General features: G+C 68.3%; 27 protein-coding genes. All 27 read right to left on the bottom strand.

All coding sequences use genetic code 11. The features are described 5' to 3' along the window. Window positions 1–5: 5 nt before the first annotated feature. Entirely contained in the window at window positions 6–1,565 is a 1,560-nt protein-coding gene (gene trpE / locus IG171_RS06190) for an anthranilate synthase component I (RefSeq protein ID WP_249204125.1), read from the bottom strand. Then, window positions 1,555–1,917 (bottom strand): phosphoribosyl-AMP cyclohydrolase, encoded by a 363-nt coding sequence (gene hisI / locus IG171_RS06185; RefSeq protein ID WP_212130637.1) that lies wholly within the window; start codon window positions 1,915–1,917, stop codon window positions 1,555–1,557. Before hisI ends, trpE begins: the two co-directional genes overlap by 11 nt. Beyond that, the gene (gene hisF / locus IG171_RS06180; RefSeq protein WP_212130635.1) at window positions 1,914–2,678 is read right to left on the bottom strand and encodes an imidazole glycerol phosphate synthase subunit HisF; all 765 of its coding nucleotides are present in this window, start codon (window positions 2,676–2,678) and stop codon (window positions 1,914–1,916) included. The genes hisI and hisF overlap by 4 nt, the downstream gene beginning before the upstream one ends. A 9-nt stretch (window positions 2,679–2,687) precedes the next feature. Further along, complete coding sequence (locus IG171_RS06175) at window positions 2,688–4,190, bottom strand: carboxyl transferase domain-containing protein (RefSeq protein ID WP_212130633.1); 1,503 nt, start codon at window positions 4,188–4,190, stop codon at window positions 2,688–2,690. A gap of 10 nt (window positions 4,191–4,200) precedes the next feature. Then, on the bottom strand, window positions 4,201–5,397 hold the full coding sequence (locus IG171_RS06170; protein WP_212130632.1) for a CaiB/BaiF CoA-transferase family protein: 1,197 nt from the start codon (window positions 5,395–5,397) through the stop codon (window positions 4,201–4,203). A 2-nt stretch (window positions 5,398–5,399) separates the two neighbouring features. Continuing rightward, window positions 5,400–5,816 carry a PH domain-containing protein gene (locus IG171_RS06165; RefSeq protein ID WP_249204123.1) on the bottom strand — a complete coding sequence of 139 codons (417 nt, stop codon included), beginning with the start codon at window positions 5,814–5,816 and terminating at the stop codon, window positions 5,400–5,402. A gap of 25 nt (window positions 5,817–5,841) precedes the next feature. Then, window positions 5,842–6,681 carry an ATP phosphoribosyltransferase gene (hisG, locus tag IG171_RS06160; RefSeq protein ID WP_212130629.1) on the bottom strand — a complete coding sequence of 280 codons (840 nt, stop codon included), beginning with the start codon at window positions 6,679–6,681 and terminating at the stop codon, window positions 5,842–5,844. Between the two features lie 53 nt (window positions 6,682–6,734). Further along, complete coding sequence (locus IG171_RS06155) at window positions 6,735–6,998, bottom strand: phosphoribosyl-ATP diphosphatase (protein WP_212130627.1); 264 nt, start codon at window positions 6,996–6,998, stop codon at window positions 6,735–6,737. An 82-nt stretch (window positions 6,999–7,080) separates the two neighbouring features. Next, entirely contained in the window at window positions 7,081–7,746 is a 666-nt protein-coding gene (locus tag IG171_RS06150) for a nicotinamide mononucleotide transporter family protein (RefSeq protein ID WP_212130625.1), read from the bottom strand. A gap of 43 nt (window positions 7,747–7,789) precedes the next feature. Further along, window positions 7,790–8,452, bottom strand: a complete 663-nt coding sequence (gene rpe / locus IG171_RS06145) for a ribulose-phosphate 3-epimerase (protein WP_212130623.1) — start codon at window positions 8,450–8,452, stop codon at window positions 7,790–7,792. A 3-nt stretch (window positions 8,453–8,455) separates the two neighbouring features. After that, window positions 8,456–9,922, bottom strand: a complete 1,467-nt coding sequence (locus IG171_RS06140; protein WP_212130621.1) for a transcription antitermination factor NusB — start codon at window positions 9,920–9,922, stop codon at window positions 8,456–8,458. 5 nt (window positions 9,923–9,927) lie between these two features. Then, window positions 9,928–10,860 (bottom strand): methionyl-tRNA formyltransferase, encoded by a 933-nt coding sequence (locus IG171_RS06135; RefSeq protein WP_212130619.1) that lies wholly within the window; start codon window positions 10,858–10,860, stop codon window positions 9,928–9,930. Between the two features lie 29 nt (window positions 10,861–10,889). After that, a complete protein-coding gene (locus IG171_RS06130) occupies window positions 10,890–12,971 on the bottom strand; it encodes a primosomal protein N' (RefSeq protein ID WP_212130617.1) in 2,082 nt (693 codons plus the stop codon). A gap of 14 nt (window positions 12,972–12,985) precedes the next feature. Beyond that, complete coding sequence (metK, locus tag IG171_RS06125) at window positions 12,986–14,191, bottom strand: methionine adenosyltransferase (protein WP_212130615.1); 1,206 nt, start codon at window positions 14,189–14,191, stop codon at window positions 12,986–12,988. Then, on the bottom strand, window positions 14,188–15,462 hold the full coding sequence (gene coaBC / locus IG171_RS06120) for a bifunctional phosphopantothenoylcysteine decarboxylase/phosphopantothenate--cysteine ligase CoaBC (RefSeq protein ID WP_212130613.1): 1,275 nt from the start codon (window positions 15,460–15,462) through the stop codon (window positions 14,188–14,190). Before coaBC ends, metK begins: the two co-directional genes overlap by 4 nt. Further along, the gene (gene rpoZ, locus IG171_RS06115) at window positions 15,459–15,794 is read right to left on the bottom strand and encodes a DNA-directed RNA polymerase subunit omega (RefSeq protein WP_249204121.1); all 336 of its coding nucleotides are present in this window, start codon (window positions 15,792–15,794) and stop codon (window positions 15,459–15,461) included. The genes coaBC and rpoZ overlap by 4 nt, the downstream gene beginning before the upstream one ends. Before the next feature lie 12 nt (window positions 15,795–15,806). Next, window positions 15,807–16,370, bottom strand: coding sequence for a guanylate kinase (gmk, locus tag IG171_RS06110; protein ID WP_212130609.1), 564 nt, complete (start codon window positions 16,368–16,370; stop codon window positions 15,807–15,809). 19 nt (window positions 16,371–16,389) lie between these two features. Further along, window positions 16,390–16,701, bottom strand: coding sequence for an integration host factor, actinobacterial type (gene mihF / locus IG171_RS06105; protein ID WP_212130608.1), 312 nt, complete (start codon window positions 16,699–16,701; stop codon window positions 16,390–16,392). Window positions 16,702–16,890: 189 nt separating this feature from the next. Then, window positions 16,891–17,748 (bottom strand): orotidine-5'-phosphate decarboxylase, encoded by an 858-nt coding sequence (gene pyrF / locus IG171_RS06100; protein WP_212131561.1) that lies wholly within the window; start codon window positions 17,746–17,748, stop codon window positions 16,891–16,893. Continuing rightward, complete coding sequence (carB, locus tag IG171_RS06095) at window positions 17,748–21,023, bottom strand: carbamoyl-phosphate synthase large subunit (RefSeq protein WP_212130606.1); 3,276 nt, start codon at window positions 21,021–21,023, stop codon at window positions 17,748–17,750. Before carB ends, pyrF begins: the two co-directional genes overlap by 1 nt. A 15-nt stretch (window positions 21,024–21,038) precedes the next feature. Next, entirely contained in the window at window positions 21,039–22,199 is a 1,161-nt protein-coding gene (gene carA / locus IG171_RS06090) for a glutamine-hydrolyzing carbamoyl-phosphate synthase small subunit (RefSeq protein ID WP_212130604.1), read from the bottom strand. Then, a complete protein-coding gene (locus IG171_RS06085; protein WP_212130603.1) occupies window positions 22,196–22,690 on the bottom strand; it encodes a hypothetical protein in 495 nt (164 codons plus the stop codon). Before IG171_RS06085 ends, carA begins: the two co-directional genes overlap by 4 nt. Beyond that, window positions 22,675–23,988: a dihydroorotase gene (locus tag IG171_RS06080; protein WP_212130601.1), complete on the bottom strand. Its 1,314-nt coding sequence runs from the start codon at window positions 23,986–23,988 to the stop codon at window positions 22,675–22,677. The genes IG171_RS06085 and IG171_RS06080 overlap by 16 nt, the downstream gene beginning before the upstream one ends. Further along, window positions 23,981–24,961: an aspartate carbamoyltransferase catalytic subunit gene (locus IG171_RS06075; RefSeq protein ID WP_212130599.1), complete on the bottom strand. Its 981-nt coding sequence runs from the start codon at window positions 24,959–24,961 to the stop codon at window positions 23,981–23,983. The genes IG171_RS06080 and IG171_RS06075 overlap by 8 nt, the downstream gene beginning before the upstream one ends. After that, complete coding sequence (gene pyrR, locus IG171_RS06070; protein ID WP_212130597.1) at window positions 24,958–25,509, bottom strand: bifunctional pyr operon transcriptional regulator/uracil phosphoribosyltransferase PyrR; 552 nt, start codon at window positions 25,507–25,509, stop codon at window positions 24,958–24,960. Before pyrR ends, IG171_RS06075 begins: the two co-directional genes overlap by 4 nt. A gap of 110 nt (window positions 25,510–25,619) precedes the next feature. Next, window positions 25,620–26,030, bottom strand: coding sequence for a transcription antitermination factor NusB (gene nusB, locus IG171_RS06065; protein ID WP_212130595.1), 411 nt, complete (start codon window positions 26,028–26,030; stop codon window positions 25,620–25,622). Next, window positions 26,031–26,591, bottom strand: coding sequence for an elongation factor P (gene efp, locus IG171_RS06060; RefSeq protein WP_212130593.1), 561 nt, complete (start codon window positions 26,589–26,591; stop codon window positions 26,031–26,033). Window positions 26,592–26,668: the final 77 nt, after the last annotated feature.

Here is a 26,668-nt window from a genome sequence, read left to right as displayed (position 1 = left end):
TCAGCTCACTCCTGTCTTCCGTCCGCCGTCGACTCGGCCGGTGCCGCAGACACGGCGTTCGCGGCCGCTGCGGCGCGCAGCACGGCGGCGGCCTTGTTCTCGGATTCCTGGTATTCGGTCTCGGGCACGGAATCGGCGACGATGCCCCCGCCGGCGTAGACGCTCATGGTCCCCTGCCGGAGCACACCGGTGCGGATGGCGATGGCCAGATCGAGGTCTCCGGTGAACGACATATAGCCGACCACTCCCCCGTAGACCCCGCGACCGACGGGTTCGAGCTCGTCGATGATCTGCAGCGCCCGGGGTTTGGGCGCACCGGACAGCGTTCCGGCCGGGAAGGCCGCGCGCAGAACGTCGATGGCCGTGGTCCCGGGCTCGAGCTCACCGCGGACGGTCGAGCTGATGTGCATGATGTGGCTGTAGCGGACGATGTCCATGAACTCGCTGACGTCGATCGTCCCGGCGGTGCACACCTTCGCCAGGTCGTTGCGGGCCAGATCGACGAGCATGAGGTGTTCGGCGCGCTCCTTCTCGTCGGCCAGCAGCTCACGGGCCAGGGAGTCGTCGGCCTCCGGGGTGGCCCCGCGCGGACGGGAGCCTGCGATCGGGTGGGTCACGACCTCGCCGGAGCGGACGGTGACGAGGGCCTCGGGCGAGGAGCCGATGATGCTCGCCGGCTGCCCCGCATCGTCATGGAGGTTGAGCAGGTACATGAAGGGGCTCGGGTTCGAATGGCGCAGCATCCGGTAGACGCTCAGCGGGTCCGCCGCACACGGGGTGTCGAATCTCTGCCCGAGCACGACCTGGAAGATCTCCCCGTCGACGATCTCCTGCTTCGCCTGCGCCACGCCGTCGAGGTAGACCTGTCGCGGTGTCCGCGTGGCCACCTCGGGGTCGGTCGGGCGGATGTCGATGATATCGGCCGGGCTCGGGCGGCGGAGTCGTTCGAGCATCTCGCCGATCCGCCGCACGCCCGCGGCGTGGGCCTCATCGATGCCGGTGTCGGCGCCGTTGACGTTGAACACATTGGCCACCAGGGTGACCATGCTCGTGTAGTGGTCGTAGACGGCGATGTCGCCGGGGATCATCAGCTGCACGGTGGGCAGGTGGTGCTCATCGGGCAGAGGCGGGCCGAGGCGTTCGAAGCGGCGGATGATGTCCCAGCCGAAATAGCCGACGAGGCTCGAGACCATGGGCGGCAGGTCCGATTCGTCTGCATCGACGGCGAGGAGGTCGAGCGCGGCGGTGATGGCCTCGAGGACGTCGCCGTCGGTGGGGATGCCCACGGGCGGGGTCCCCGACCAGCGGAAGCCCTCGGCGGTCGAGACGAGGGTGGCCACGGGCGCCGAACCGATGAAGGAGTACCGGGCCCAGGAACCGGCCACGGCCGATTCGAAGAGGAAGCTGCCGGGTCCGCCGTCGGTGAGTTTGCGGTAGAGGCTCAGCGGAGTCTCGGAATCGGCGAGCACTTGGGTGTGGACGGGCACGAGCCGATGCTCGGCCCCGAGCGAACGGAACTGTTCGAGGCTGGGGCGGATCGGCAGTTCGGCCGGGTCAGTCGGCACTGATGGTCCTTCCGGTGAAGCAGGTCGGTGTGTTCGTGTGGCAGGCGGGTCCGGTCTGGTCGACCAGCAGCAGCAGAGTGTCGGCGTCGCAGTCGAGGCTGAGTGAGCGCACGTGCTGGACGTGCCCCGAGGTCTCGCCCTTGACCCAGTATTCGCCGCGTGAGCGCGACCAGTAGGTGGCCCTGCCGGTCGCCAGGGTGCGTTCGACGGCTTCGACGTCCATCCACGCGAGCATGAGGACCTCGCGGGTCGTCGCCTCCTGGACGATGACGGGCACCAGCCCATCGGCGTTCGGCCGGATGAGTTCGCGCCAGTTCTCCGGTGTGGCGTCCAGCTCGCCGACAGAGCTCATCGGACCTCGACCCCCTCGGCTCGCAGTGCGGTCTTGACCTCGGCGATGCTCAGCGTGCCGAAGTGGAAGACGCTGGCGGCCAGCAGCGCATCGGCTCCGGCGGCCACGGCAGGAGCGAAGTGCTCGACCTTCCCGGCCCCGCCCGAGGCGATGAGCGGCAGGTCCACGGCGGCGCGGGCGGCGGAGATGAGTTCGAGGTCGAAGCCCTCGCGCGTGCCGTCGGCATCGATCGAGTTCAGCAGGATCTCGCCGACTCCGCGCTCGGCGGCCTCCCGGATCCAGTCGATCGCGCAGCGGCCCGTGCCCTCGCGTCCGCCCCGGGTGGTGACCTCGAAGCCCGAGTCCGTCGTCGTCGACCGCGCGCGGCGGGCATCGAGGGACAGGACGAGGACCTGGTTGCCGAAGTGGCGGGAGATCTCGCTGATCAGTCCCGGATTCGCCACCGCCGAGGTGTTGACCGAGACCTTGTCGGCCCCATCGCGCAGCAGACGGTCGACATCGGCGAGGCTGCGCACTCCCCCGCCGACCGTGAGCGGGATGAAGACCTGTTCGGCGCAGGAGCGGACGACGTCGTGGACGGTCTCCCGGTCGCCGCTGCTGGCGGTGACGTCGAGGAAGGTGAGTTCGTCGGCACCGGAGTCGCCGTAGCGCTTGGCGAGTTCGACGGGGTCGCCGGCGTCCTTGAGATCGGCGAACTTCACACCCTTGACCACGCGTCCGCCGTCGACGTCGAGACAGGGGATGATTCTCACAGCTACCATGCAGTTCTCCTAGATGCCCAGGCCCCGGTAGCGATCCATCCGGCGGGCCAGACGCCGCGCCGACGGTTCGCGCATGAGCGAGATGAGTTCGAATTCGAGCGTCGCGCCCACCCGATCGACGAAGTCCAGCGGTTCGTCGCTGGCATCGGGGTGTTCGGCGATGATCCGGTCGACGACTCCGGTGGCCTTGAGCATGGGAGCGTGCACTCCCTGGCTCTGCGCCATCTCCGGTGCCCTCTCGGTGGTGCGGTGGACGATCGCCGAGGCGCCCTCGGGCGGCAGCGGGGACAGCCACCCGTGTTCGGCGCTGAGGACCCGGTCGGTCGGGATCAGCGCCAAGGCCCCTCCCCCGGACCCCTCGCCGAGGATGAGCGAGACCGACGGGGCGTCGAGATTGGCCAGTTCGGCCAGGCTGCGGGCGATCTCGCCGGCGATTCCGCCCTCCTCGGCGGACTGGGACAGCGCCGCACCGGGAGTGTCGATGACGGTGACCAGCGGCAGGTGCAGTTCGGCGGCCAGGCGCATCCCACGGCGGGCCTCACGCAGCGCCGCCGGTCCCAAGGGGGCTCGGGAGTCCTGCCGGAACCGGTCCTGGCCGAGGACGATGCACGGTGCGGAGCCGAACTTCGCCAGGGCCAGCAGCAGCCCGGGGTCCTTCTCCCCCTCGCCGGTGCCGTTGAGCGGCAGCACGGTGTTCGCGGCGGTGCGCAGCAGATCCCTGACCCCGGGGCGTTCGGGACGTCGCGAGCTCGTGATCGCCGCCCAGGCATCGGAGTCCGGGTCGACCACGTCCGGTGCCGTGTCCGGGTTCGGCACCTGCCCGGGCACTTCCTTGGCTCCCATCAGCACGTCGAGGACGCGGGAGACCGTGGCCGTGGTCCGCTCGGGACCGATGACGGCGTCGATGATGCCGTTCTTGTGCAGGTTCTCCCCGGTCTGCACATTGTCCGGGAACTTCTCCCCGTAGATGGCTTCGAACACGCGGGGCCCGAGGAAGCCGATGAGCGATCCGGGTTCGGCCACGGTGACATGTCCCAAGGATCCCCAGGAGGCGAAGACGCCGCCGGTGGTCGGGTGGCGCAGGTAGACGAGGTAGGGCAGACCGGCCCGTTTGTGGGCGACGACGGCGTTGGTGATCTTGACCATCGACAGGAAGGCGATCGTGCCCTCCTGCATCCGCGTCCCGCCCGAGGCGGGTCCGGCCAGCAGCGGCAGCCCTTCGAGCGTGGCCCGTTCGATGGCGTCGACGAGGCGTTCGGCCGCGGCGACGCCGATCGAGCCGGCGAGGAAGCGGAATTCGCCGACGACCACGGCCACGCGGCGTCCGGAGATCGTGCCCTCGCCGGTGATGACGGCCTCGTCGACCCCTGACTTGTCGGCAGCGGCGGCGAGCTCGGCTGCGTAGGTCTCGGAGATTCCGCCGGCCGGTCGGATGGGTGGGGCGTCCCAGGATCGGAAGGATCCCTCGTCGAGGACGATGTCGACGAGTTCGTGTGCGTTCAGACGTGGCATGACGATCCGCTCAGTTCTCGTCGGCCAACCAGGCCACGATCGATTCGGCGTCCTCGTCGAGCAGCGGCGGGGCCTCATGCCGGCTGCGGGTGGTCTCGACCTCGCCGTCGCCGGAGGCGTCGAAGAACCGCAGCGGCGGCCCGGGCAGGTCGATGTCGCCGAGCACCGGGTGGTCGACGGAGACCTTGAGGCCCTGGCTGAGTGCCTGATCCCACTCGTAGACCTCGGGCAGGGTGCGCACCGTGCCCGAGGGGATGCCCGCTTCGCTCAGTGCGGCGAGCAGTTCGTCTGAGTCGAAGACGGAGAACTTCTCTTCGATGAGTTCGATCAGGCGGGGTCGATTGGCCACGCGGGAGGCGTTGTCGGCCAGCCCCTCGGTGGCGGGGTCGATGTCGAAGGCCGCGCAGAACCTCTGCCACAGGCTCTCGTTGCCCACGGAGATCTGCACGGCCCCGTCTCGGCAGTTGAAGAGACCGTAGGGTGACAGCGAAGGGTGGTGGTTGCCGCCGGGCTGGGGTTCCTGGCCGGCCACTGTCGCCCGCGTTCCCTGGAAGGCGTGGACACCGACCATCCCGGCGATGAGCGAGGTCCGCACGACCTTTCCGCGGCCGGTGCGTTCGCGTTCGAGCAGCGCGGCGAGCACGCCGTACGAGCCGTAGATGCCGGCCAGCAGATCGGCGATCGGCACTCCCACGCGCTGCATGTCATCGGGCCCGGAGCCGGTCAGCGACATCAGTCCGGCCTCGCCCTGGGCGATCTGGTCGTAGCCGGCGCGTGAGGCTTCGGGACCGTCGTGGCCGAATCCGGTGATCGAGAGGATGACCAGGCGGGGGTTGATCTCCATGCACCGGGTGGTGGAGAACCCGAGCCGGTCGAGGACCCCGGAGCGGAAGTTCTCGATGAGCACATCGGCCCGGGCGATCAGCCCGGTCAGTGTGTCCTTGCCGGTGTCGGATTTGAGATCGAGGGCGATGGATTCCTTGTTGCGGTTGCAGGAGAAGAAGTAGGTGGCCTGCGGATCGTCTTCGGGCCCGACGAAGGGAGGGCCCCAGGAACGCGAATCGTCTCCCCTGCCCGGGTTCTCGACCTTGATCACACGGGCGCCGAGGTCGCCGAACATCATTCCCGCATGGGGTCCGGCCAACGCGCGGGAGAGATCGATGACGGTGTAGCCGGTCAGCGGTCCCGTCGGTGTCTCGTTCGCCATTCCTAATCCTCCTTGAAGTGGGTGTGTCTGGTGATGAGCATACGCAATCGCGCGACGTCCGCATGGGCGCGGGGACCGTCGGCGTGCTGGATCGCCATCACCGCGCACGTGGTGCCGTCGGCGAGGTCGAGCAGCGGCCAGGGGTCGTCGCCCTCGGGCGAGAACGAGACTCCGAGGATCTGCCCCCATTCGAAACGGTGCGTGCGGACCATGTTCCTGACCACCAGACCCGTGTCCGTCGGTCGGGCATGGATATCGGCGATGCGCAGCAGCGCGGCGCCGAAGAGTATGCCCAACAGGTTCATCCATACCATGTCCAGCACGGTCCAGGGCTCCCAGTCCACGATCAGCAGGGCCACGGACAGGATCGCGAACCCGCAGGTCACGGCGATGGCGCCGACGATGCTGATGATGCGCACCTGTCGGGGCCGGAAGATCTCGAGATCAGATTCGGCAGGCGCCAATGTTCGTCACCAGGATCGCTCGAGCACCGGCGCCGTAGAGCCGGTCCATCACGTTGTTGACCTCCTTCGCCTCGACCATCACACGCACGGCGACCCAACCGGTCTCCTGCAGCGGTGAGACGGTCGGTGATTCGAGGCCCGGGGTCAGCGAGATCGCCTCGGGAACGAGTCGCTGCTCGATGTTGTAGTCGACCAGCACGTACTGGCGGGCGACCATGACGGATTCGAGCCGGCGTTTGAGCACATCGATGCGTCCCTCGGCGTCGGCGCGCTGGATGAGCACGCCCTCGGACTCGAGCAGAGGCGGACCGAAGGTCTCCAGGCCGGCCGCGCGCAGGGTCGATCCGGTCTCGACGACATCGGCGACGGCGTCGGCGACGCCGAGCTGGATCGAGACCTCGATGGCCCCGTCCAGCTGCACCGTCGTGGCGTCGATGCCGCGGGCGTGAAGATCGTCGGCGACGAGGTTCGGGAAGCTCGTCGCGATCCGGGCGCCGACGAGCTCATCGGGCGAGGTGAAGGACCCGACGGTGCCGGCGTAGAAGAAGCGGGAGGCGCCGAAGCCGAGTCCGAGCACTTCCTGGGCCGGCGCCTGCGACTCCAGCAGCAGATCGCGTCCGGTGATTCCGGCGTCGAGGATGCCCGAGCCGACGTAGATGGCGATATCGCGGGGACGCAGGTAGAAGAATTCGACTCCGTTGACCTCGTCCTGATGGACCAGCGTCTTCGATCCGCGTCGAGTCGAGTATCCGGCTTCGCCGAGCATATCGGTGGCGGCTTCGGACAGTGCGCCCTTGTTGGGCACGGCTACACGCAGCATGGGGTCCCTTGTGAGTTCGATGGTGTCGGTTCGGTGTCGGGTTCGTCAGATGCTCAGAGATGGGCGTTGACGTCGTCGAGGCTGAGGCCCTTGGCGATCATCATCACCTGCACGTGGTAGAGCAGCTGTGAGATCTCCTCGGCGAGCTCGTCCTTCGTTTCGTATTCGGCGGCCATCCACACCTCGGCGGCCTCTTCCACGACCTTCTTGCCGATCGCATGGACTCCCGCATCGAGTTCGGCCACGGTCTTCGAGCCCTGGGGGCGATCGAGGGATTTCTGCTGGAGTTCGGCGTAGAGAGAGTCAAAGGTCTTCACCCGACCAGCCTAATGCATCCGCACCACCCGAGGCATGAGGGGTCTCATGTTCCGAACGGGGCCGGGATCGGCGCTCGGGGGCTCAGTCGTCCGGGTCCCGGCCGATCTCCGTGGCCGAGCGGTGCGGTGCCGAGATCGTCTGCTTCGACCGCTTCGACCAGTCGATGAGTCCGAGCACGACCATGACGAGGAAGAAGAGGTAGACGGCGCCGGAGAACACCAGCCCACCGGCCACCGCCAGCGGGATCCCGACGAGGTCGACGGCCAGCCAGACGAACCAGAATTCGACGACCGCCCGGCCCTGGGCGTACATGGCCACGACCGAGCCGATGAAGATGTAGGCGTCCGGGTAGGGGTTCCACGACCAGCCGCCTGCGGCCAGGATCCAGCCGAAGACTCCGGTGCCCACGAGCAGGGCGGCCAGCAGCAGACCGCGCTCCTTCCAGGTGGCCCACCGGACGATGACCTCACCGGCGGCGGCCTTCGACTTCTTCCACTGGGTCCAGCCCCAGACGGCGGCGACGATGATGACGACCTGGCGGGAGGCGTTGCCGCCGAGCCCGGCGGAGATGCTGGCCGAGAACAGCAGCACCGACCCGAGGATCTGCACCGGCCACGACAGGATGTTGCGTCGCAGCGCCAGCACCACAGTGGCCAGGGCGCAGATGTTGCCGAACAGGTCGGAATAGGGCACGGGCTTGCCCAGCAGCTCGAATGCCGGGGTGTTCAACCAGTCGAGCAGTTCCATCGGCGCCTCTCTTCGGACAGCGGGTCTTAGGGGCCCGGATCGGTCAGTGGGTGTGGGCGGCGGCGAGGCTGCGCAGCCGGCTGATCGCCGCGGCCGCGTCCTCGGCTCCGTAGACGGCGGATCCGGCGACGAGGACGTCGGCGCCGGCGTCGACGACGCGTTCGATCGTCGAGGCCGAGACTCCCCCGTCGACCTGCAGGCGGATCTCGAGTCCGGAGGCGGAGATCGCCTGACGGGTCCGAGCGATCTTCGGCAGGCATCCGTCGAGGAACTTCTGGCCGCCGAACCCGGGTTCGACGGTCATGATCAGGATCTGGTCGAATTCGCCGAGGAAGTCGACGAAGGGTTCGATCGGGGTGGCGGGCTTGAGCGCGAGGCTGGCCTTCGCCCCCAGCCTGCGCAGTTCGCGGGCCAGCCGCACGGGTGCTGCGGCCGCCTCGGCGTGGAAGGTCACCGAGGCGCAGCCGATCTCCGCGTACACGGGAGCGTTGCGGTCGGCGTCGGCGATCATGAGGTGGGCGTCGAGCGGGATCGGGGAGATCGCGTGGATCCGCTCGACCACGGGCGGACCGAATGTGAGGTTGGGCACGAAGTGATTGTCCATCACATCGATGTGGGCCATATCGGCGGTGCTGATCTTCGCGAGCTCACCCCGCAGGTCCGAGAAGTCCGAGGACAGGATGCTCGGATTGATGTCGATCGCCATCTGTCATTTCGCCTTTCGCAGGAGTGCCAGGAACATTCCGTCGGTGTTGTGCAGGTGGGGCCACAGCTGAGCGCAGCGCCCCTCGCCTCGTGACACCGAGGCGAAGTCATCTGCCGGGGTGCCGGTGATCTCGGCGAGCACGGAGGCGGCGTCGAGGATCTCGACGTCGTCCCGGCCCGTCTTCGCCCGCTCACGCAGCACATCGTCGACGATGAGCACGGTCTCGGCGTAGTGCGGTGAGCACGTCGAGTAGGCGACCACTCCCCCGGGCGCGCAGGCGTCGAGGGCGGCGGTGAGCAGTTCGCGCTGCAGTCCGGTCAGTGCGGTGATATCGGAGGGCTGCCGGCGATAGCGGGCCTCGGGACGTCGGCGCAGGGCGCCGAGTCCGGAGCAGGGCACGTCGACGAGCACCTTCGCATAGGGGCCGCGGGCAGCGCGGCCGTCACGTACGGCTGTGGTGACGTTGTTCAGAGCCCGGGTGGAGTCGCGGACGAGTTCGACCCGGTGCTCGCTCGAATCGAAGGCCTCAAGCGTCTGACCCTCCTGCGCGGCTGCGGCACCGAGCACGGCGGCCTTGCCGCCGGGGCCGGCGCACAGATCTCCCCAGGTGCCGGCGGGGGCGTCGACTTCGGCCAGGGCCAGCGCCACGAGTGCCGAGCCCTCGTCCTGGACACGGGCCAGACCGTCGGCCACGGCCGGGACGTCACGCGGCACCGCTGTGTCCAGGCTCGCTCCGATCGGCGACAGCGGGCTCGGCTCTCCCGGCAGCTGAGAGCGGTCGAGCAGGCCGGGCAGGGCGCTGACGCCGACTTTCGCCGCCGCATTGTCGGCGGCCAGCAGATCCTCGAGTTCTCCGGCATCGCGTCCGTGGCCTTTGAGCGCCTGCCTCAGCGCCCGCACGATCCATTCCGGATGGGAGTGTTCGATGGCCGCTCGGGTCGTCTCCGAGGCTCCGGCGGTGACGCGGTCGAGCCATTCCTGACTGTCGGCCTCACTGATGCGGCGCAGCACCGCGTTGACGAAGCCGGCGGTCTTCGCCGCCGTGCGTTTGACCACGGCGACGGTTTCGGACAGGGCCGCGTGGTCGGGCACGCGCATGGACAGCAGCTGATGGGCGCCGAGGCGCATCGCTGCCAGTGGTTCGGCGTCGATGGCGTCGACGCTGCGTGACGCGGCGGTTTCGATCACGGCATCGTAGAACTTCTGCCGACGCAGGGCGCCGTAGGTCAGTTCGGTGGTGAAGGCGGCGTCCTGAGCGTTCATGTGCACGCGCGTCAGCTTCGCCGGAAGCAGCAGGTTTGCATAGGCGTCCTTGGTCGCGACATCGACCAGGACTTCCCACGCGATGCGTCGCGGCAGGTTCGTCGCGCCCCGGCCGGGTGCGGCGTTCGCACGATTCGCCCGGGCCGGGCGTCGGTCGGTCCGCTGCCGTCCTCGGCGATCGCCGCGCTTGCCGTCGGATTGGGCCATTGGTCTCATGCTCCCTGGTCGGTGCGGAGGTCGAAGCGGATGTCGCCGTGGCCGCGCAGATAGTCGGCGGCCGCCATCCGGGGTTTGCCGAAGGGTTGGATCTCGGCGACGCGGACCCAGCCGTCGCCGCAGCGCAGCACCGGGGTCCCGTTCCAGCTTCGCAGCTGCCCGGCCTCGCCGCTGACGGCGGCATCGGGGGCCGGGGTGAGTCCGAACAGCTTCGTCCGCTTCCCGTCGAGTTCCACCCACGGGCCGGGGCTGGGGCTGGTTCCGCGGGCACGGTCGATGACGGCCTCAGCGGGGGCGGTGAGGTCGAGGTGGGCGTCGGCGACGGTGATCTTGTCCGCATGGGAGGCCTGTCCGGTCTGCGGTGTTTCCTTCGCGGTGCCCGCGGCGAGTTCGTCGAAGGCGGCTACGAGCTCTTCGGCTCCGCGGTGGGCGTAGTCGTCGAGGGCGGCGGCGACGTCGGCGTGGTCGAGTGGGAGTTCGAGGCGGCGCAGAACGGGGCCGGTGTCCATGCCCTCATCGATCCTGAATACGCTCACTCCGCTGCGGTCGAGACCGTCGATGAGGGCGCGCTGGACGGGTGCGGCACCGCGGTAGGCCGGCAGCAGGGAGAAGTGGAGGTTGAACCAGCCGAGGCGGGAGGTGGACAGGGCGGCGGGTCCGGCGATGGCGCCGTAGGCCACGACGGCCACGGCGTCGACCTCCTTCTCCCGCAGTCGGGTGATGACCTCTCCGCACAGTCGCTCGGCTTCGATCACGTCGAGGCCCAGCTCCACGGCGCGGGTCTTGACCGGTGAGGGGGTGAGGACGCGCCGGCGGCCGATGGGGGCATCGGGTCGGGTGAGGACCGCACGGATGCGGTGCTCGGATTCGGCGAAGGCCTCGAGAGCGGGCACTGCGGCATCCGGGGTTCCGGCGAAGACGATATCCACGCCATGGATTCTACTGGTTCCCCGCCCGGTCACAGCGACCGGGGATCGTCGATGCGCACGCGGACCTGCGGCTGCTTCTTCGCCGAGCGGGACGCGATCATCTCCGCCACCCGGGTTCCCACCCGGTCTCCGGCGGAGATCGGGTACGCCGCCACGGCCCGCTGACCGTCCTCGTCCTCGTCGCGCAGCAGCTCCTCGACATCATCGAGCTCGGCCAGCATCGCGTCGATGTCCGAACCTGCACCGGTGAGTTCGAGGATCCGCCGGTAGGGCGGGAAGCCGAGCACCTTCCGGTCGGCCAGCTGGCGGGACATGAAGGTGACAGGGTCGAAGCCGGTCAGCGTCTTGCGGATGAGTTCGTCCTCATCGCCGAGGTAGACGACCCCGCCCTGATCGCGTGAGCGCACGAGTGCCGCGGCCCGCAGGCGGCGCGCCACGGACTCGTCGATCGACCGCATCCACGGACCCGGCCACAGGGAGTCGAGCAGGATCGCGGCACAGTAGCCGCCGAGCACATAGGGTTCGGCTCCGGTCGTGGCCACGACCAGCCGCGGGGTTTCGTCGAGGACGGTCACGATGTTCTCACCGCCGGACTCGACGATCTCGACATCGGGCATGGCGCGACGCAGCTCTTCGACGGTGCGGCCGCGGCCCCGCACGATGGAGCGCACCTGGTGTGAGCGGCAGCGGGAGCAGCTGAATTCATCCGAATGATAGCCGCAGGCGCGGCAGGCGAAGGGGCCGACCTCGGACTGGGTGGTCAGTGTGGCCTCGCAGCGGGGGCAGCGAGCGACCTCCTGGCACCGGGCGCAGGCGAAGACCGGATAGTACCCGGATCGGGGCACTTGGACGAGGACCGGGCCCGGTACGCCTCCGTCGCGGGGGCCCGGCCGCAGTCCGGTGCGCATGATCGTCCAGGCACGGCTGGGGATCCGCTGCCAGGCGAAGGGATCCCGGTCCTCATCGGGGACGAAGACGACGGGTGCCGCGTGGCGGCGGGCGGGGCCGGTGGGGGTGATATCGGCGAGCCAGCCGGTCTCGACGAGTCGCTGCACTTCGGCGCTGCGGTCGGTGGAGACGAAGAGGAGTTCGGTGTCCTCGATCGTCGACCTCAGCAGACTGACCTCCCGAGCGTGGGGGTAGGGCGCATGCTGGTCGAGGTAGTTGCGGTTCGCATCATCGGTGCAGATGATGAGGCCGAGCTCCGCTACCGGGGCGAAGGCCGCCGCCCGGGTGCCGATGGTCACGCGAGTGTGACCGAGCAGCCCGCGCAGCCAGGCCTGCCAGCGCTGTTCGGGCGACTGGTCGGCGCTGAGCACGGCGACGTCCGTGAGACCCGCGGCCTCGAGACCGGTGTGCAGCACCGTGAGCTCACGGTGGTCGGGCACGAGCCACAGCACGGACCGGCCCGCCGCGAGAGTCTCGCGCGCGGCGGCGAGTCCGGCCCGGACCCAGCTCAGTCCCGGCGTCGGACCCGGGGTGCAGGCCAGGGCGCGTCGTCTGGGTGCGGCAGCGTCGTCGGTGATCTCCGGATCTGCCTCCACCAGCCACCGGCCGAGGCGGCCGAGCAGACGTTCGTCGCCACCCGGCAGCGACGGCGAAGCGTCGTCTGCCGTGTCGCCGGAAACGGCAGTCGAGTCCTCGACCGCAGTCGCCGGGTCAGCGGCCGCTGTGCGTGCGGTCCGCTCCTTCTCGGCCTTGAGCACGGCCTTCTCTCCGCGGGCGTGGCGGGGCGGGATGGCCAGACGCAGCACATCGGCCAGCGTCCCGCCGTAGCGTCGTGCGGTGGCCTCGCACAGAGCCCGGAGCGCAGGCCGGAGCACCTGCACGGGTCCGCTCACTCTCTGCAGCGTTGCCAGGGGCCCGAGGTGGTCCGAGGAGACCACCCGTTCGAGCAGGTATCCGTCGCGCAGCTTGCCGGCGAACTTCACGCGCACCCTCACCCCGGGCAGGGCCGCCTCGGCGAGCTTCTCGGGCACGGCGTAGTCGAAGACTCGCGCGAGGTGCGGCACCGGATGGTCGATGAGCACTCTGGCGACCGGGTCCTCGGCGGCCAGGGGCACTCGGCCCTCGGCCGAGGTGCCGGTGTCGATCGGGAGGGGTTCGTCCACGCCGGTAAGCAGGCTCAGTGCGAGGACACGGCGCGCAGCAGATCCTCAGCGCGGTCCGTGGCCTCCCAGGTGAAGTCGGGCAGTTCGCGACCGAAGTGGCCGTAGGTCGACGTCTGCGAGTAGATGGGCCGCAGCAGGTCGAGTTCGGCGATGATCATGGCCGGGCGCAGGTCGAAGACCTCACGGATGGCTGCCGAGATCGCATTCGGATCGACTTTCTCGGTGCCGAAGGTCTCGACGTACAGGCCCATCGGGTCGACCCGGCCGATCGCATAGGACACCTGCACCTCGGCACGGTCGGCGAGTCCGGCCGCGACGACGTTCTTCGCGACCCAGCGCATGGCGTAGGCGGCCGAGCGGTCGACCTTCGAGGGGTCCTTGCCGGAGAACGCGCCGCCGCCGTGGCGGGAGAAGCCGCCGTAGGTGTCGACGATGATCTTCCGTCCGGTCAGCCCGGCGTCGCCCATCGGCCCTCCCGTGACGAACGGGCCGGCGGGATTGATGTGGATGTTCGCGGCCGAGGTGTCGAGACCCGAATCGGCGATGACGGGTTCGATGACCTCTTCCTTGATCTCGGTGTGCAGCTGGTACTGGCTGACATCGGCCGAGTGCTGAGTCGAGACGACGATGTTCTCGATGGTCACGGCTTCGTCGCCGTCGTAGCCGAGAGTCAGCTGGGTCTTCCCATCGGGCCGCAGATAGTCGAGACGACCGGACTTGCGGACCTCGGAGAGCCTCTCGGCCATCCGAGAGGCCAGATGGATCGGCAGCGGCATGAGCACATCGGTGGAGTTGTCGGCATAGCCGAACATCAGCCCCTGGTCACCGGCGCCGAGGCTGGTGCCGTGATCGTCGGAGGCGACGGCCTCGCGGAAGTCCAGGGGGTTCGTGACTCCGGAGTGGATGTCCGTGGACTGGCTGCCGATGGACACGGACACGCCGCAGGAATGACCGTCGAACCCGGTGTCCGAGGAGTCGTAGCCGATGCCGGTGATGAGGCTGCGCACGATTCCGGCGACATCGGCGTAGGCGTCGGTGTTGACCTCACCGGCGACGTGCACGAGGCCGGTGGTGACCATGGTCTCCACGGCCACCTTGGCGTTGGGGTCCTGCCGCAGCAGGTCGTCGAGCACCGCATCACTGATCTGGTCGCAGATCTTGTCGGGATGTCCCTCGGTGACGGACTCGGATGAGAAGTAACGGAGATTTGAATGAGTCACGGTGTCGATTCTACGTCGGTGAGCAGATCGGCCAGGGCTGCGACGACCTTTTGTGAAACATGGTCCTTCGTGCCCTGGAATTCCTCACCGATCGCGGCCTCACCGGAGCGGGAGCCGATGATCTGGACGACGGTGTGGTCGTGGCCGAAGGCGCGGTCGTCGGAGACGTCGTTGAACACGAGCAGGTCCACGCCCTTGCGCAGGAACTTCGCCCGTGCGTAATCGACTGCCGCGGTGTCCGAATCCCCCGTCTCGGCGGCGAAGCCGACGATGATCTGACCCTCGGCGCGGTCGTCGACGAGCCCGCGGAGGATGTCCGGGTTCTGCACCAGTTCCAGGCTCAGCCCTTGGTCGCCGGTCTTCTTCATCTTCGATTCGGTCGTCGACGCCGGCCGGTAATCGGCGACGGCGGCGGCCATGATGAGGGCGTCGGCGCCCGGTTGGGCGGCATGCATCGCCGTCTGCAGTTCGAGAGTGGATTCGACCTCGTCGACCGTGACCGCCTCGGGCAGGGCCCTCAGCAGACCCGAGTCGATGTTGGCGGCGACGAGCCGGACCTCAGCGCCGGCGGCTCGGGCGGCCCGGGCCAGGGCGATGCCCTGTTTGCCCGAGGAGCGGTTGCCGAGGAAGCGCACGGGGTCGAGGGCTTCGCGGGTGCCTCCGGCACTGATGACGATGCGGCGGCCGGCCAATGACCCGGCCCTCGCGCCCGAGTCCTCGTCGGCTGTCTCGCCGTGTCCGCTGTGGCCCTCTTTCGCGGCCAGGGCGAAGGCGACGATGTCCTCGGGTTCGGGCAGGCGGCCGGGTCCGGAATCGGGTCCGGTCAGCCGTCCCACGGCCGGTTCGAGCACATGGATGCCGCGCGAGCGCAGCGTGGCGATATTGGCCACGGTGGCCGGATTGTGCCACATCTCCGTGTGCATGGCCGGGGCCACGACGACCTCGGCGGTCGTGGTGAGCACGGTGGCTGTGAGCAGGTCGTCGGCCATTCCGGCGGCGATCTTCGCGATCAGATTCGCCGTGGCCGGGGCGATGATGACGAGTTCGGCCTCCTGTCCGATGCGGACATGGTTGACCGTCTCGACCTCGTCGAAGACGTCGGTGGTCACGGACTGGCCGGACAGGGCCTCGAATGTGGGCGCACCGACGAAGCTGAGCGCATTGGCCGTGGGCACGACCTTGACGCTGTGGTCGAGTTCCCGGAGTCGCCGGATGATGTGTCCCGCTTTGTAAGCGGCGATCCCACCGGCGACGCCGAGTACGGTTCTCACTGGTCGCTGAAGTCGATCGCGCCGTCGTTGCTCACCGGCATCGGCTGCTCCGGTTCGGTCGTGGCCTGGAGGAAGTCGGCCTCGGAGACCTCACGGGCGACGATCTTCGACTCGTTGACCTCGCGCAGAGCGATCGACAGCGGCTTCTCGTTCGTCCCGGGTGTCACCAGAGGACCGACGTTCTCGAGCAGTCCCTCCTGCAGCTGGGCGTAGTAGGAGTTGATCTGGCGGGCGCGTTTGGCAGCGATCGAGACCAGTTCGTACTTCGAACCGGTCACGGTCAGCAGATCGTCGATCGGAGGATTGGTGATGCCTTCTGGCTGTGCGGGCAAGGAGATTCCCATCTACTCGGAGGTGGATATACCCATCAATGATAGGAGTTCTTCGGCCGCAGTGCGAACGTGGTCGTTGACGATGGTCACGTCGAACTCGGATTCAGCGGCCAGTTCGGCCTTCGCGGTGGCCAGTCGCCGCTCCTGCTCCTCGGCCGATTCGGTGCCGCGCCCGGTCAGTCGGGAGACGAGTTCGTCCCAGCTGGGCGGGGCGAGGAAGACGAACCGGGCGTCGGGCATCTTCTCCTTGACCTGGCGGGCTCCCTGCAGGTCGATCTCGAGCAGCGCCGGGATCCCCTGCTCGAGTCGCTCGCGCACCGGCCCGGCCGGGGTGCCGTAGCGGTGACGGCCGTGGACCACGGCGTATTCGAGCAGCTGACCGTCGGCGATGAGCGCATCGAAGTCGTCATCGGACAGGAAGTGATAATGGACACCATCGATCTCGCCGGGCCGCCTGGGTCGCGTGGTGGCGGACACGGAGAACCAGACCTCGGGGTGATTCTGTCGGATGTACGTGCTGATGGTGCCTTTTCCGACAGCGGTCGGTCCCGCGAGAACGGTGAGTCGATTGTTCACAGGTCCGAGGTTGTCACACTCAGGAGTATTTCTCCAACAGGGCGGACTTCTGGTGCACGCCCAGCCCTTTGATCCGCCGTGAGGTGGCGATGCCGACCTCTTCCATCGCGGCTTCGGCGCGCCGATCTCCGACGCCAGGCAGTGCCCGCAGCAGATCGAGCACACGCATCTTCGCCAGTGCCTCGTCGTCTGCGGCCTGCTTGAGCACGGCGGCGAGATCGGTTTGACCGTTCTTCAGCGCCGATTTGATCTCGGCTCGCGCCTGACGTGCCTTGAACGCCTTGTCCAGAGCAGCGGAACGCTGTTGCGGGGTCAACGGTTCGAGTGCCACATTATCTCCTCTGTCACCATGAACGGGCAGGTAGGGAAGTTGTCTCAGTCTAAGACAAAATCCCTGCGGAGGGGGTCAATCAGCCCAACAAAAGTCGTGTCGAGTCCGAAACCCGGACAACTCGTCGAGGCGGACGCACCGCCTGAACCCACCCGTCGGCCTCGGGCGGTGCGATTCGGACGCATCCGCTCAGCTCAGCCCGTCCAGTGAGCGGTTGAGGTCGCGGGCGGCTTGAGCCAGCCCGTCGGGGCCTGCTTCGAGCACAGTGCGGGAGGCGGTGGCCAGCACCTGCTGCGAGGCCAGCGACCGGGCTCCGAAGACCTCGCGCAGTTCGGCCGCTCCCGCGCCCTGGGCTCCCACCCCGGGGGCCAGGATCGGCCCGCGGCAGTCGCTGGGATCGATTCCCAGGTCCTTCGCGGCGGTGCCGATGGTGGCGCCGACGACGAGGCCGAAGGGTCCGAGGCCCTCCTGCACCCCACCCGCCTCGGTCAGGGCCTGTCGGTTGCGGTCGGCGACCCGGTCGACGATGGATCCGGCCACCGAACCGTGGCTGCCGCGGGCATGCTGGACCTCGGCGCCCTCGGGGTTCGAGGTCAGGGCGAGGACGAACACGCCCTTGCCGTGGGCGGCGGCGAGTTCGAACGCCGGTTCCAGCGCCCCGAACCCGAGGTAGGGCGAGACCGTGATCGAATCGGCGGTCAGCGCCGAGGCGGGGTCGAGGTAGGCCGTGGCATAGGCGCCCATGGTCGAGCCGATGTCTCCGCGTTTGACGTCCAGGACGCTGAGGATCCCGGCGTCCCGGGCCGCGGCCAGCGTCTCCTCGAGCGCGGCGACTCCGGCCGAACCGTGCTGCTCGAAGAAGGCCGACTGGGGTTTGACCGCGGCCACCGAACCCTTGAGCTCGGCGACCGTGCGGAGGGCGAACTCGCGCACGCCCTCGGCGCTGCATGGCAGGCCCCAGGAGCGCAGGAGGTGTTCGTGCGGGTCGATGCCCACGCACAGCGGTCCGTGCTCGGCCATGGCCTCGGCCAGCCGGGTGCCGAACATCACGCGCTCCAGTCCTGCAGGCTGCGGACGTCGAAGGTCGAGTCGCGGACGACCTCGAGGGAGGTCACAGCGGCCGCGAACTCGGCCAGGGTGGTGATCAGCGGCACGGAGTTCGCCGTCGCCGCGGCCCGGATCTCGTAGCCGTCGGCGCGTTCCTGGCGGCCGGAGGGCACGTTGATGACCATGTCGATGGTGCCGGCAGCCAGGTAATCGAGCACCGTGCGGTCCTCGGCATCGGCTTCGAAGTGCTTGTGCACCTGCGAGGTCGGGATCCCGTAGCGGGAGAGCACCGCAGCGGTGCCCGTGGTGGCCACGACGTCGAAGCCCATGTCGACGAGCTCCTTGACCGGCAGCACCATGGCCCGCTTGTCCCGATCGGCCACGGACACGAACACGGTCCCCGTTCTCGGCAGCTTCACCGAGGCGCCGAGCAGTCCCTTGGCGAAGGCGGTCGGGAAGTCGCGGTCGATGCCCATGACCTCACCGGTCGAGCGCATCTCGGGGCCGAGGACCGAATCGACGACCTTGCCCTCGACGGTGCGGAACCGGCGGAAGGGCAGGACCGCCTCCTTGACGGCGATCGGGTGGTCCAGCGCCAGGGTCGATCCGTCGCCGGTGGCAGGCAGCAGGTCCCCGCGCAGCTGACCGATGGTCCGGCCCACGGCGATCAGCGCCGCGGCCTTGGCCAGCTGGGTCGAGGTGGCCTTCGACACGAAGGGCACCGTGCGGGAGGCTCGCGGATTGGCCTCGATGACGTGGAGGACGTCGGCGGCCATGGCGAACTGGATGTTGAGCAGGCCGCGCACGCTGACTCCCTCGGCGATCGCCAGCGTCGCCTGACGGACGCGTTCGAGCACGTCCTCGCCCAGGGTCAGCGAGGGCAGGACGCAGGCCGAGTCGCCGGAGTGGATGCCGGCCTCCTCGATGTGCTCCATGATGCCGCCGATGAAGACCTCCTCACCGTCGTAGAGCGCATCGACGTCGATCTCGATGGCGTCTTCGAGGAAGCGGTCGACGAGCACGGGACGGTCGACGGAGACCTCCGTGGCCGTGGCCATGTAGTCGAGCAGCTGGGTGCGGTCGTAGACGATCTGCATCCCGCGGCCGCCGAGGACGTAGGAGGGACGCACGAGCACCGGGTACCCGATCTCCTCGGCGATGTCCGCGGCTTCCTTATAGGTCACGGCCGTGCCGTGCTTCGGCGAGGTCAGACCGCCCCGCTCGAGGACGGTGCCGAACTCGCCGCGGTCCTCAGCCAGATCGATCGCCTCGGGCTGGGTGCCGAGCACGGGCACGCCGGCGGCCTTGAGCTGATCGGCCAGTCCCAGAGGCGTCTGTCCGCCGAGGGTGCACACGACGCCGAGGACGTCTCCGGCGGCGAGCTCGGCATGGTAGACCTCCATGACGTCTTCGAAGGTCAGGGGCTCGAAGTAGAGGCGGTCGGCGGTGTCGTAGTCGGTCGACACGGTCTCCGGGTTGCAGTTGACCATGACCGTCTCGTAGCCGGCCGAGCCGATCGCCATGGTCGCATGCACGCAGGAGTAGTCGAATTCGATGCCCTGCCCGATCCGGTTCGGGCCGGAGCCGAGGATGATCACGGCCGGTCGGTCACGGGGTTCGACCTCGGTCTCGGAATCGTAGCTCGAATAGTGGTAGGGAGTGTGGGCTTCGAATTCCCCGGCGCAGGTGTCGACGGTCTTGAACACCGGGCGCACGCGCAGAGCGTGGCGGATGCCGGTGACGACACCGGTCTCGAGTTTCCGCAGCGCCGCGATCTGCTCATCGGAGAACCCGTGGTTCTTCGCCACTCTCAGCACGGAGGCGTCGAGCTCCTCGGCGTCGCGGATGTGCTCTGCGACCTCGTTGATCAGCTGGATCTGGTCGAGGTACCAGGGGTCGATCTCACAGGCGGCGAAGACCTCGGCGGCGCTGAGGCCGGCGGCGAGTCCGCGCTGGACGGAGTGGATGCGATCGGCCGTGGCGTGCGAGATCGCCTCGAGCACGGATTCGCGGACCTCGTCATCGGCGACATCGGGCAGGTCGTTCCAACCGAAGCTGGAGTCCTTCTGCTCGAGTGAGCGCATCGCCTTCTGCAGGGCGGTGGTGAAGTTGCGGCCCAGGGCCATGACCTCGCCGACGGATTTCATCGTCGTCGTCAGGGTCGGATCGGCGGCCGGGAACTTCTCGAAGGTGAAGCGCGGGATCTTCACGACCACGTAGTCCAATGTCGGTTCGAAGCTGGCCGGGGTGACCTTCGTGATGTCATTGGGGATCTCGTCGAGCGAGTACCCGACGGCGAGTTTCGCCGCCATCTTCGCGATCGGGAAGCCGGTGGCCTTCGACGCCAGCGCCGAGGACCGGGACACGCGCGGGTTCATCTCGATGGTGACGATGCGTCCGGACTTCGGGTCGACGGCGAACTGGATGTTGCAGCCGCCGGTGTCCACGCCCACGGCGCGGATGATGGCGATGCCGATATCGCGCATCTCCTGGTATTCGCGATCGGTCAGCGTCAGGGCCGGGGCCACGGTGATCGAATCTCCGGTGTGCACGCCCACGGGGTCGACGTTCTCGATCGAGCAGACGACGACGACATTGTCCTTGTTGTCGCGCATGAGCTCGAGCTCGTATTCCTTCCACCCGAGGATGGATTCCTCGAGCAGCACCTCGTGGGTGATGGAATCGGCGAGTCCGGCTCCGGCGATGCGGCGCAGATCGGCCTCGTCGTAGGCCATTCCCGAGCCGAGGCCGCCCATCGTGAACGAGGGGCGGACGACGACGGGGTAGTTGAGGTCCTCAGCCGCGGCCAGGGCCTCGTCGAGGCTGTGGCAGATGGCCGAACGGGCCACCTCGGCACCGCATTCGACGGCGATGTCCTTGAACTTCTGGCGGTCCTCACCGCGCTGGATAGCCTCGACGTCGGCGCCGATGAGTTCGACGCCGTACTTCTCGAGCACTCCGGACTCGTAGAGGGAGATCGCCGCGTTCAGCGCCGTCTGCCCGCCGAGGGTGGGCAGGAGAGCGTCGGGCCGCTCCTTGTCGATGATGGTCTCGATCACCTGCGGGTCGATGGGCTCGACATAGGTGGCGTCGGCGATGTCGGGGTCGGTCATGATCGTCGCCGGGTTCGAGTTGATGAGGATGACGCGCAGGCCCTCGGACCGCAGGACGCGGCAGGCCTGGGTTCCCGAGTAGTCGAATTCGCAGGCCTGGCCGATGACGATCGGGCCGGAGCCGATGACGAGGACGGATTCGAGGTCGTGTCTCAGTGGCATGGGTGGTCTCTCTCCTTAGGCCTGGGCGGCCTGGTCGGCCCGGGAAGCGGACATGAGGTCGATGAAGCGATCGAACAGATAGCTCGAATCGTGCGGGCCGGCCGCGGCCTCGGGGTGGAACTGGACGGAGAAGGCCGGGATGTCGAGGCAGGCCAGACCCTCGACGACATCGTCGTTGAGGCACACGTGGGAGACGACGACACGACCGTAGTCGGCCTTGAACGGCGCGGTCGTCTCGCCCTCGAGCGGGGCGTCGACGGCGAAGCCGTGGTTCTGCGAGGTGATCTCGACCTTCTGAGTCGTCCTGTCCATCACGGGCACGTTGATGCCGCGGTGGCCGAAGGGCAGCTTGAAGGTGCCGAAGCCCAGCGCCCGGCCCAGCAGCTGATTGCCAAAGCAGATGCCGAAGAAGGGAAGACGCGCGTCGAGGACGGCTCGCAGCAGTTCGACCTGGTCATCGGCCGTGGCGGGGTCGCCGGGGCCGTTGGAGAAGAACACTCCGTCGACGTTCATCGCCTCGATCTCGGCGAAGGTGGTCGACGCGGGCACGAGGTGGACGTCGATGCCGCGTTCGGTCAGACGCTGCGGAGTCATCGATTTGATGCCGAGGTCGACGGCGGCGACGCTGAACCGCTTCTGCCCTGTGGCGGGGATGAGCTGCGGTTCGGTGATCGAGACCTCATCGACGAGCTTGGCCCCGGCCATCTGCGGGGAGGCCTGAACACGGGCCAGCAGCTCCGCCTCGGGAGCCTCGGCGGCGGGTCCGGAGAAGATGCCCACGCGCATGGAGCCCGCCTCGCGCAGGTGTCTGGTCAGCGCTCGGGTGTCGACGTCGCTGATGCCGACGATTCCCGATTCGACCAGCCAGTCGACGAGGTCGCCCTCGGCGCGCCAGTTCGACGACATCCGAGAGGCGTCGCGGACGACGTATCCGGCAGCCCAGATCCGGGCCGATTCGTCATCGGTGCGGTTGATTCCGGTGTTGCCGATGTGCGGGGCGGCCTGGATGACGACCTGGCGGTGGTAGGACGGATCGGTCAGCGTCTCCTGGTAGCCGGACATGGCGGTGACGAACACGGCTTCGCCGGTGGTCTGGCCGACGCTGCCGTAGGCGGAGCCGTGGAAGGTGCGGCCGTCTTCGAACACGAGGACGGCGGGGGTGGTGGAAAAACTCATTGTGCCTCTTCGATCATTTCACGGATGCGGTCGACGGTGGGGGCCGTGGAGGCCCCGTAGCGGGCGCGGAAGCCGGTGTCGACGAGAGTGTCGCCCAGGCGCCAGGTGATGCGCACGATTCCGCCGCGTTCGACGAATTTCCCGATCATCCCCGAGGTGGTGTCCACGGAGACGATGTCACGACGCGGGATGAGGAAGTCCTCGCGTCCGGCCAGGTCCATGATCACTCCCCCGTCGGTGATGACGAGTTCACCGGTGGTGCGGATGCCCAGGCCGTGCACGGCGACGCGCTCGAGCGGGTGGCCGGCCTTCGTCGTCGACACATAGGAGCCTTCGACGGGATCGGCCACCGGGGTGATCCCCAGATGCGGCTTCGGCGGAGTGACGACATCGGCCTGGGATCGTTTGCGTCGGCTCCATCCCCAGGCGATCGCCACGATCACGAGGACGATGACGAGTGCGACGATGAGGGTGCCTATTGATCTGTCCATGTTGCTCCTGCCGGGTGGGGTGTGGTCAGTGCCCCTGCGGCCAGTACCCGGTGGCCGTAGAAGAAGGTGTCGGTGACCTTCGCGGTCACGTCGATGCCGGCGAAGGGGTTGTTGCGCCCCTTCGTGGCGTGGTCGGCCGGTGCGATGGTGTGCGCGGCCGTCGGGTCGACGAGGGTGATGTTCGCACTCGCTCCGATCTCGAGGCTGCCGTGTCCCGAGGCACCGGTGATCCGGGCCGGGGCCGCCGACATGACGCGGGCGAGGTCACCGAAGTCGAAGTCGTGATCGGCCATCGCCCGGACGACGATGGGCAGTGCCGATTCCATCCCGACCATGCCCATGGCCGCCGCGGTCCATTCGCTGCACTTGTGCTCGGCGGTGTGCGGGGCGTGGTCGGTGCCGACGACGTCGATCGTGCCGTCGGCCAGGCCGACCCGCAGCGCCTGCACATCGGCATCCGTGCGCAGCGGCGGATTCACCTTGTACACGGGGTCGAAGCTGCGGACGAGTTCGTCGGTGAGCATGAGATGGTGCGGGGTCACCTCGGCGGTCACGGCCACTCCCCTGGCCTTGGCCCAGCGGATGAGATCGACGCTGCAGGCCGTGGACACATGGCAGATGTGCAGTCGGGAACCGACGTGTTCGGCCAGGAGCACATCCCGGGCGATGATCGATTCCTCGGCCACCGCCGGCCAGCCGGGCAGTCCGAGTTCGGCCGAGACCGTGCCCTCGTTCATCTGCGCGCCTTCGGTCAGGCGGGGTTCCTGGGCATGCTGGGCGATGATCCCGTCGAAGGTCTTGACGTATTCGAGCGCCCGACGCATGAGGAGCGGATCCGAGACGCAGATGCCGTCGTCGGAGAACATCCGCACCCGCGCCTCGGACCGGGCCATGGCCCCGAGTTCGGCCAGCTGCCGGCCCTCGAGTCCGGTGGTGACCGCCCCGACGGGCACGACCTCGGTGAAACCGGCCGTCCGACCCAGACGGTGGACCTGCTCGACGACGCCTGCGGTGTCGGCCACCGGTGCGGTGTTGGCCATGGCGTGCACGCAGGTGTAGCCGCCGGCCGCGGCCGCCCGGGATCCGGTGAGGACGGTCTCCGCGTCCTCCTTGCCCGGTTCGCGCAGGTGGGTGTGCATATCCACCAGTCCCGGCAGCGCCACGAGCCCCGCTGCGTCGACGACCTCGGTCTCGCCCGCGGCGAGGAGTTCGGGGTCGACGATGCGGCCGTGGTGGACGCCGATGTCGGCGACTCCGCGTCCGAGCACATCGGCTCCGCGGATGAGGTAATCAGTCATTGGTCTCCTCCTGACCGGTCAGCAGACGGTAGAGGACCGCCATGCGCACGCTCACCCCGTTCTCGACCTGGTTGAGCACGAGGGCGCGGGGTGAATCCGCTGCGGCAGCGGAGATCTCGAAGCCCCGGTTCATCGGTCCCGGGTGCATGATGAATGTCTCGGCCGGCAGCTTCTCCAGCCGGGCCGCGCTCAGTCCCCACAGGCGGGCGTATTCGCGGGCGTTGGGGAAGAAGGATTCGTGCATGCGCTCGTGCTGGACGCGCAGCATCATCACGGCCGCGAAGTCCTCGGCGCTCAGCGCGGCATCGAGGTCGTAGTGGACGGTCACCGGCCAGTTCTCCACTCCCCAGGGCAGCAGGGTGGCCGGGGCGATGAGGTGGAGATCGGCGCCGAGGCCCGACAGCAGGTGGACGTTCGACCGCGCCACCCGCGAGTGCAGGACGTCTCCGACGATGGCGACCTTGGCCCCGTCGAGGCCCTGACCGCGGGGACCGTCGGTCACCGGCCCCGAGGCGGGCACCCCGGCCAGTGCCCGACGCAGGGTGAAGGCGTCGAGCAGCGCCTGCGTGGGGTGTTCGTGGGTGCCGTCGCCGGCGTTGACGACGGGAACGTCGATCCAGCCGGTGTGGGCGAGCCGGTGCGCGGTCCCGGCCCCGGAGTGGCGGACGACGATGGCGTCGGCGCCCATCGCCGAGATCGTCTGGATGGTGTCCTGCAGGCTCTCGCCTTTCGACACCGAGGAGCCCTTGGCGGAGAAGTTGAGCACATCGGCCGAGAGGCGTTTGGCGGCGGCTTCGAACGACAGGCGGGTGCGGGTGGAGTCCTCAAAGAAGAGGTTGACCACGGTGCGTCCGCGCAGCACGGGCAGCTTCTTGACTTCGCGTTCGGACACGAGGGTCATCTCCTCGGCGATGTCGAGGATGCCGATGGCCTCGGCCCGGGTCAGCGAGCCGGTGTCGAGCAGATGCTTCATTCGCGGCCTCCCGAGATGGTCACCGCATCGCTGCCGTCGATCTCGGCCAGGCTGACGTTGACGCGTTCGCTGCTCGACGTCGGGAGGTTCTTGCCTACGTGATCGGCGCGGATCGGCAGATCGCGGTGGCCGCGGTCGACGAGGACGGCGAGGCGGACCCTGGCGGGGCGGCCGACGTCGGAGAGGGCATCGAGTCCGGCCCGGATGGTGCGGCCGGAGAAGAGCACATCGTCGACGAGGACGACTGTCTTCGCATCGATGCCGGCGGCCGGGATCCGCGTGGGTTCGGGGGCACGGTAGGAGCCGCCGCGCAGATCGTCACGGTACATGGTGATGTCGAGGCCGCCGGCGAGTTCGCTCGCCGCCTCTGCCCGGCCCTCGATCGTGGCGATAGCCTCGGCGAGCCGGTCGGCCAAGGGGACTCCGCGGCGCGGGATGCCGAGGAGGATGAGGTCGTCGCTGCCCTTGTTGGATTCGAGGATCTCGTGCGCGATGCGGGTGATCGCCCTCGAGATGTCGGGAGCGTCCAGCACTGTTCGCTGTGTCATGATTGCCCTTCTCCGCCTCTCCGGACGGTGGTTAAAGGAGCGGTGCGATTCGATTGTAGACCCGGCGCGGAGCGCACCGGTCGGCGGGTCCGAACTGCGGACCCGCCGGTTCAGATGAGCGTCGGTTTGACGTCGAGGATGCGTGAGAGCAGACCCGAGATGAAGCCGGGCGAGTCATCGGTGGAGAACTGGCGGGCCAGGGACACGGCCTCGTCGATGGCGACCTTGTCGGGCACATCGTCGTTGAACAGGATCTCCCAGGTGCCGATCTCGAGCAGAGACCGGTCGACGGCGGGCATCCGATCCAGGGTCCAGCCCTGCGCGTAGGTGGAGATGATCTCGTCGATCTCCGACTGCCGTTCGGTGATGCCGGAGACGATCTCGACCGCGTACTCCTTCATCGGGTAGTCGGGATCGTTCGACCGCATGGCCACCAGTTCGTCCATGGCCAGTCGGCGCTGCCCGGCTTCGAAGAGCAGCTCGAGAGCCCTGCGGCGGGCTCGGGTGCGTGCCGAGGCCACTTACTTGACGCGTCCGAGGTAGTCGCCGCTGCGAGTGTCGACCTTGACCGCGGTGCCCTCTTCGAGGAACAGCGGCACCTGGATCTCATAACCGGTCTCGAGCGTCGCCGGCTTCGATCCGCCGGTCGAACGGTCGCCCTGGAGTCCGGGTTCGGTGTGGGTGATGGTCAGTTCGACCGAGGGCGGCAGGTCCACGGACAGCGGGGTGCCCTCGTGGAAGGAGACCTGCAGCTGCTGGTTCTCGAGCATGTAGTTCGCGGCGTCGCCGACGAGTTCGGCGGAGATGCTGACCTGCTCGAAGTCCTCGTTGTCCATGAACACGTAGTCGGTGCCGTCATGGTAGAGGTACTGCATGTCGCGACGATCGACGTTGGCGGTCTCGACCTTGGTGCCGGCGTTGAAGGTCTTGTCGATGATCTTGCCGGAGATGACGTTCTTGAGCTTGGTGCGAACGAACGCCGGCCCCTTGCCGGGCTTGACGTGCTGGAACTCCAGCACCTGCCACAGCTGCTTGTCGAGGTTGAGCACGAGGCCGTTCTTCAGGTCGTTGGTTGTCGCCACTAATCCGTCCTTCTTCGCTTCAGTCATGATCACCGACGGGTGATCGCAGTCGGCGGGCGCTCGTCCCGTGCCCGAGC

This window comes from Brevibacterium sp. SMBL_HHYL_HB1, assembly GCF_018208375.1.
GTDB classification, from domain to species: Bacteria; Actinomycetota; Actinomycetes; order Actinomycetales; family Brevibacteriaceae; genus Brevibacterium; species Brevibacterium intestinavium.
This window is presented reverse-complemented; position numbering and strand designations above follow the sequence as displayed.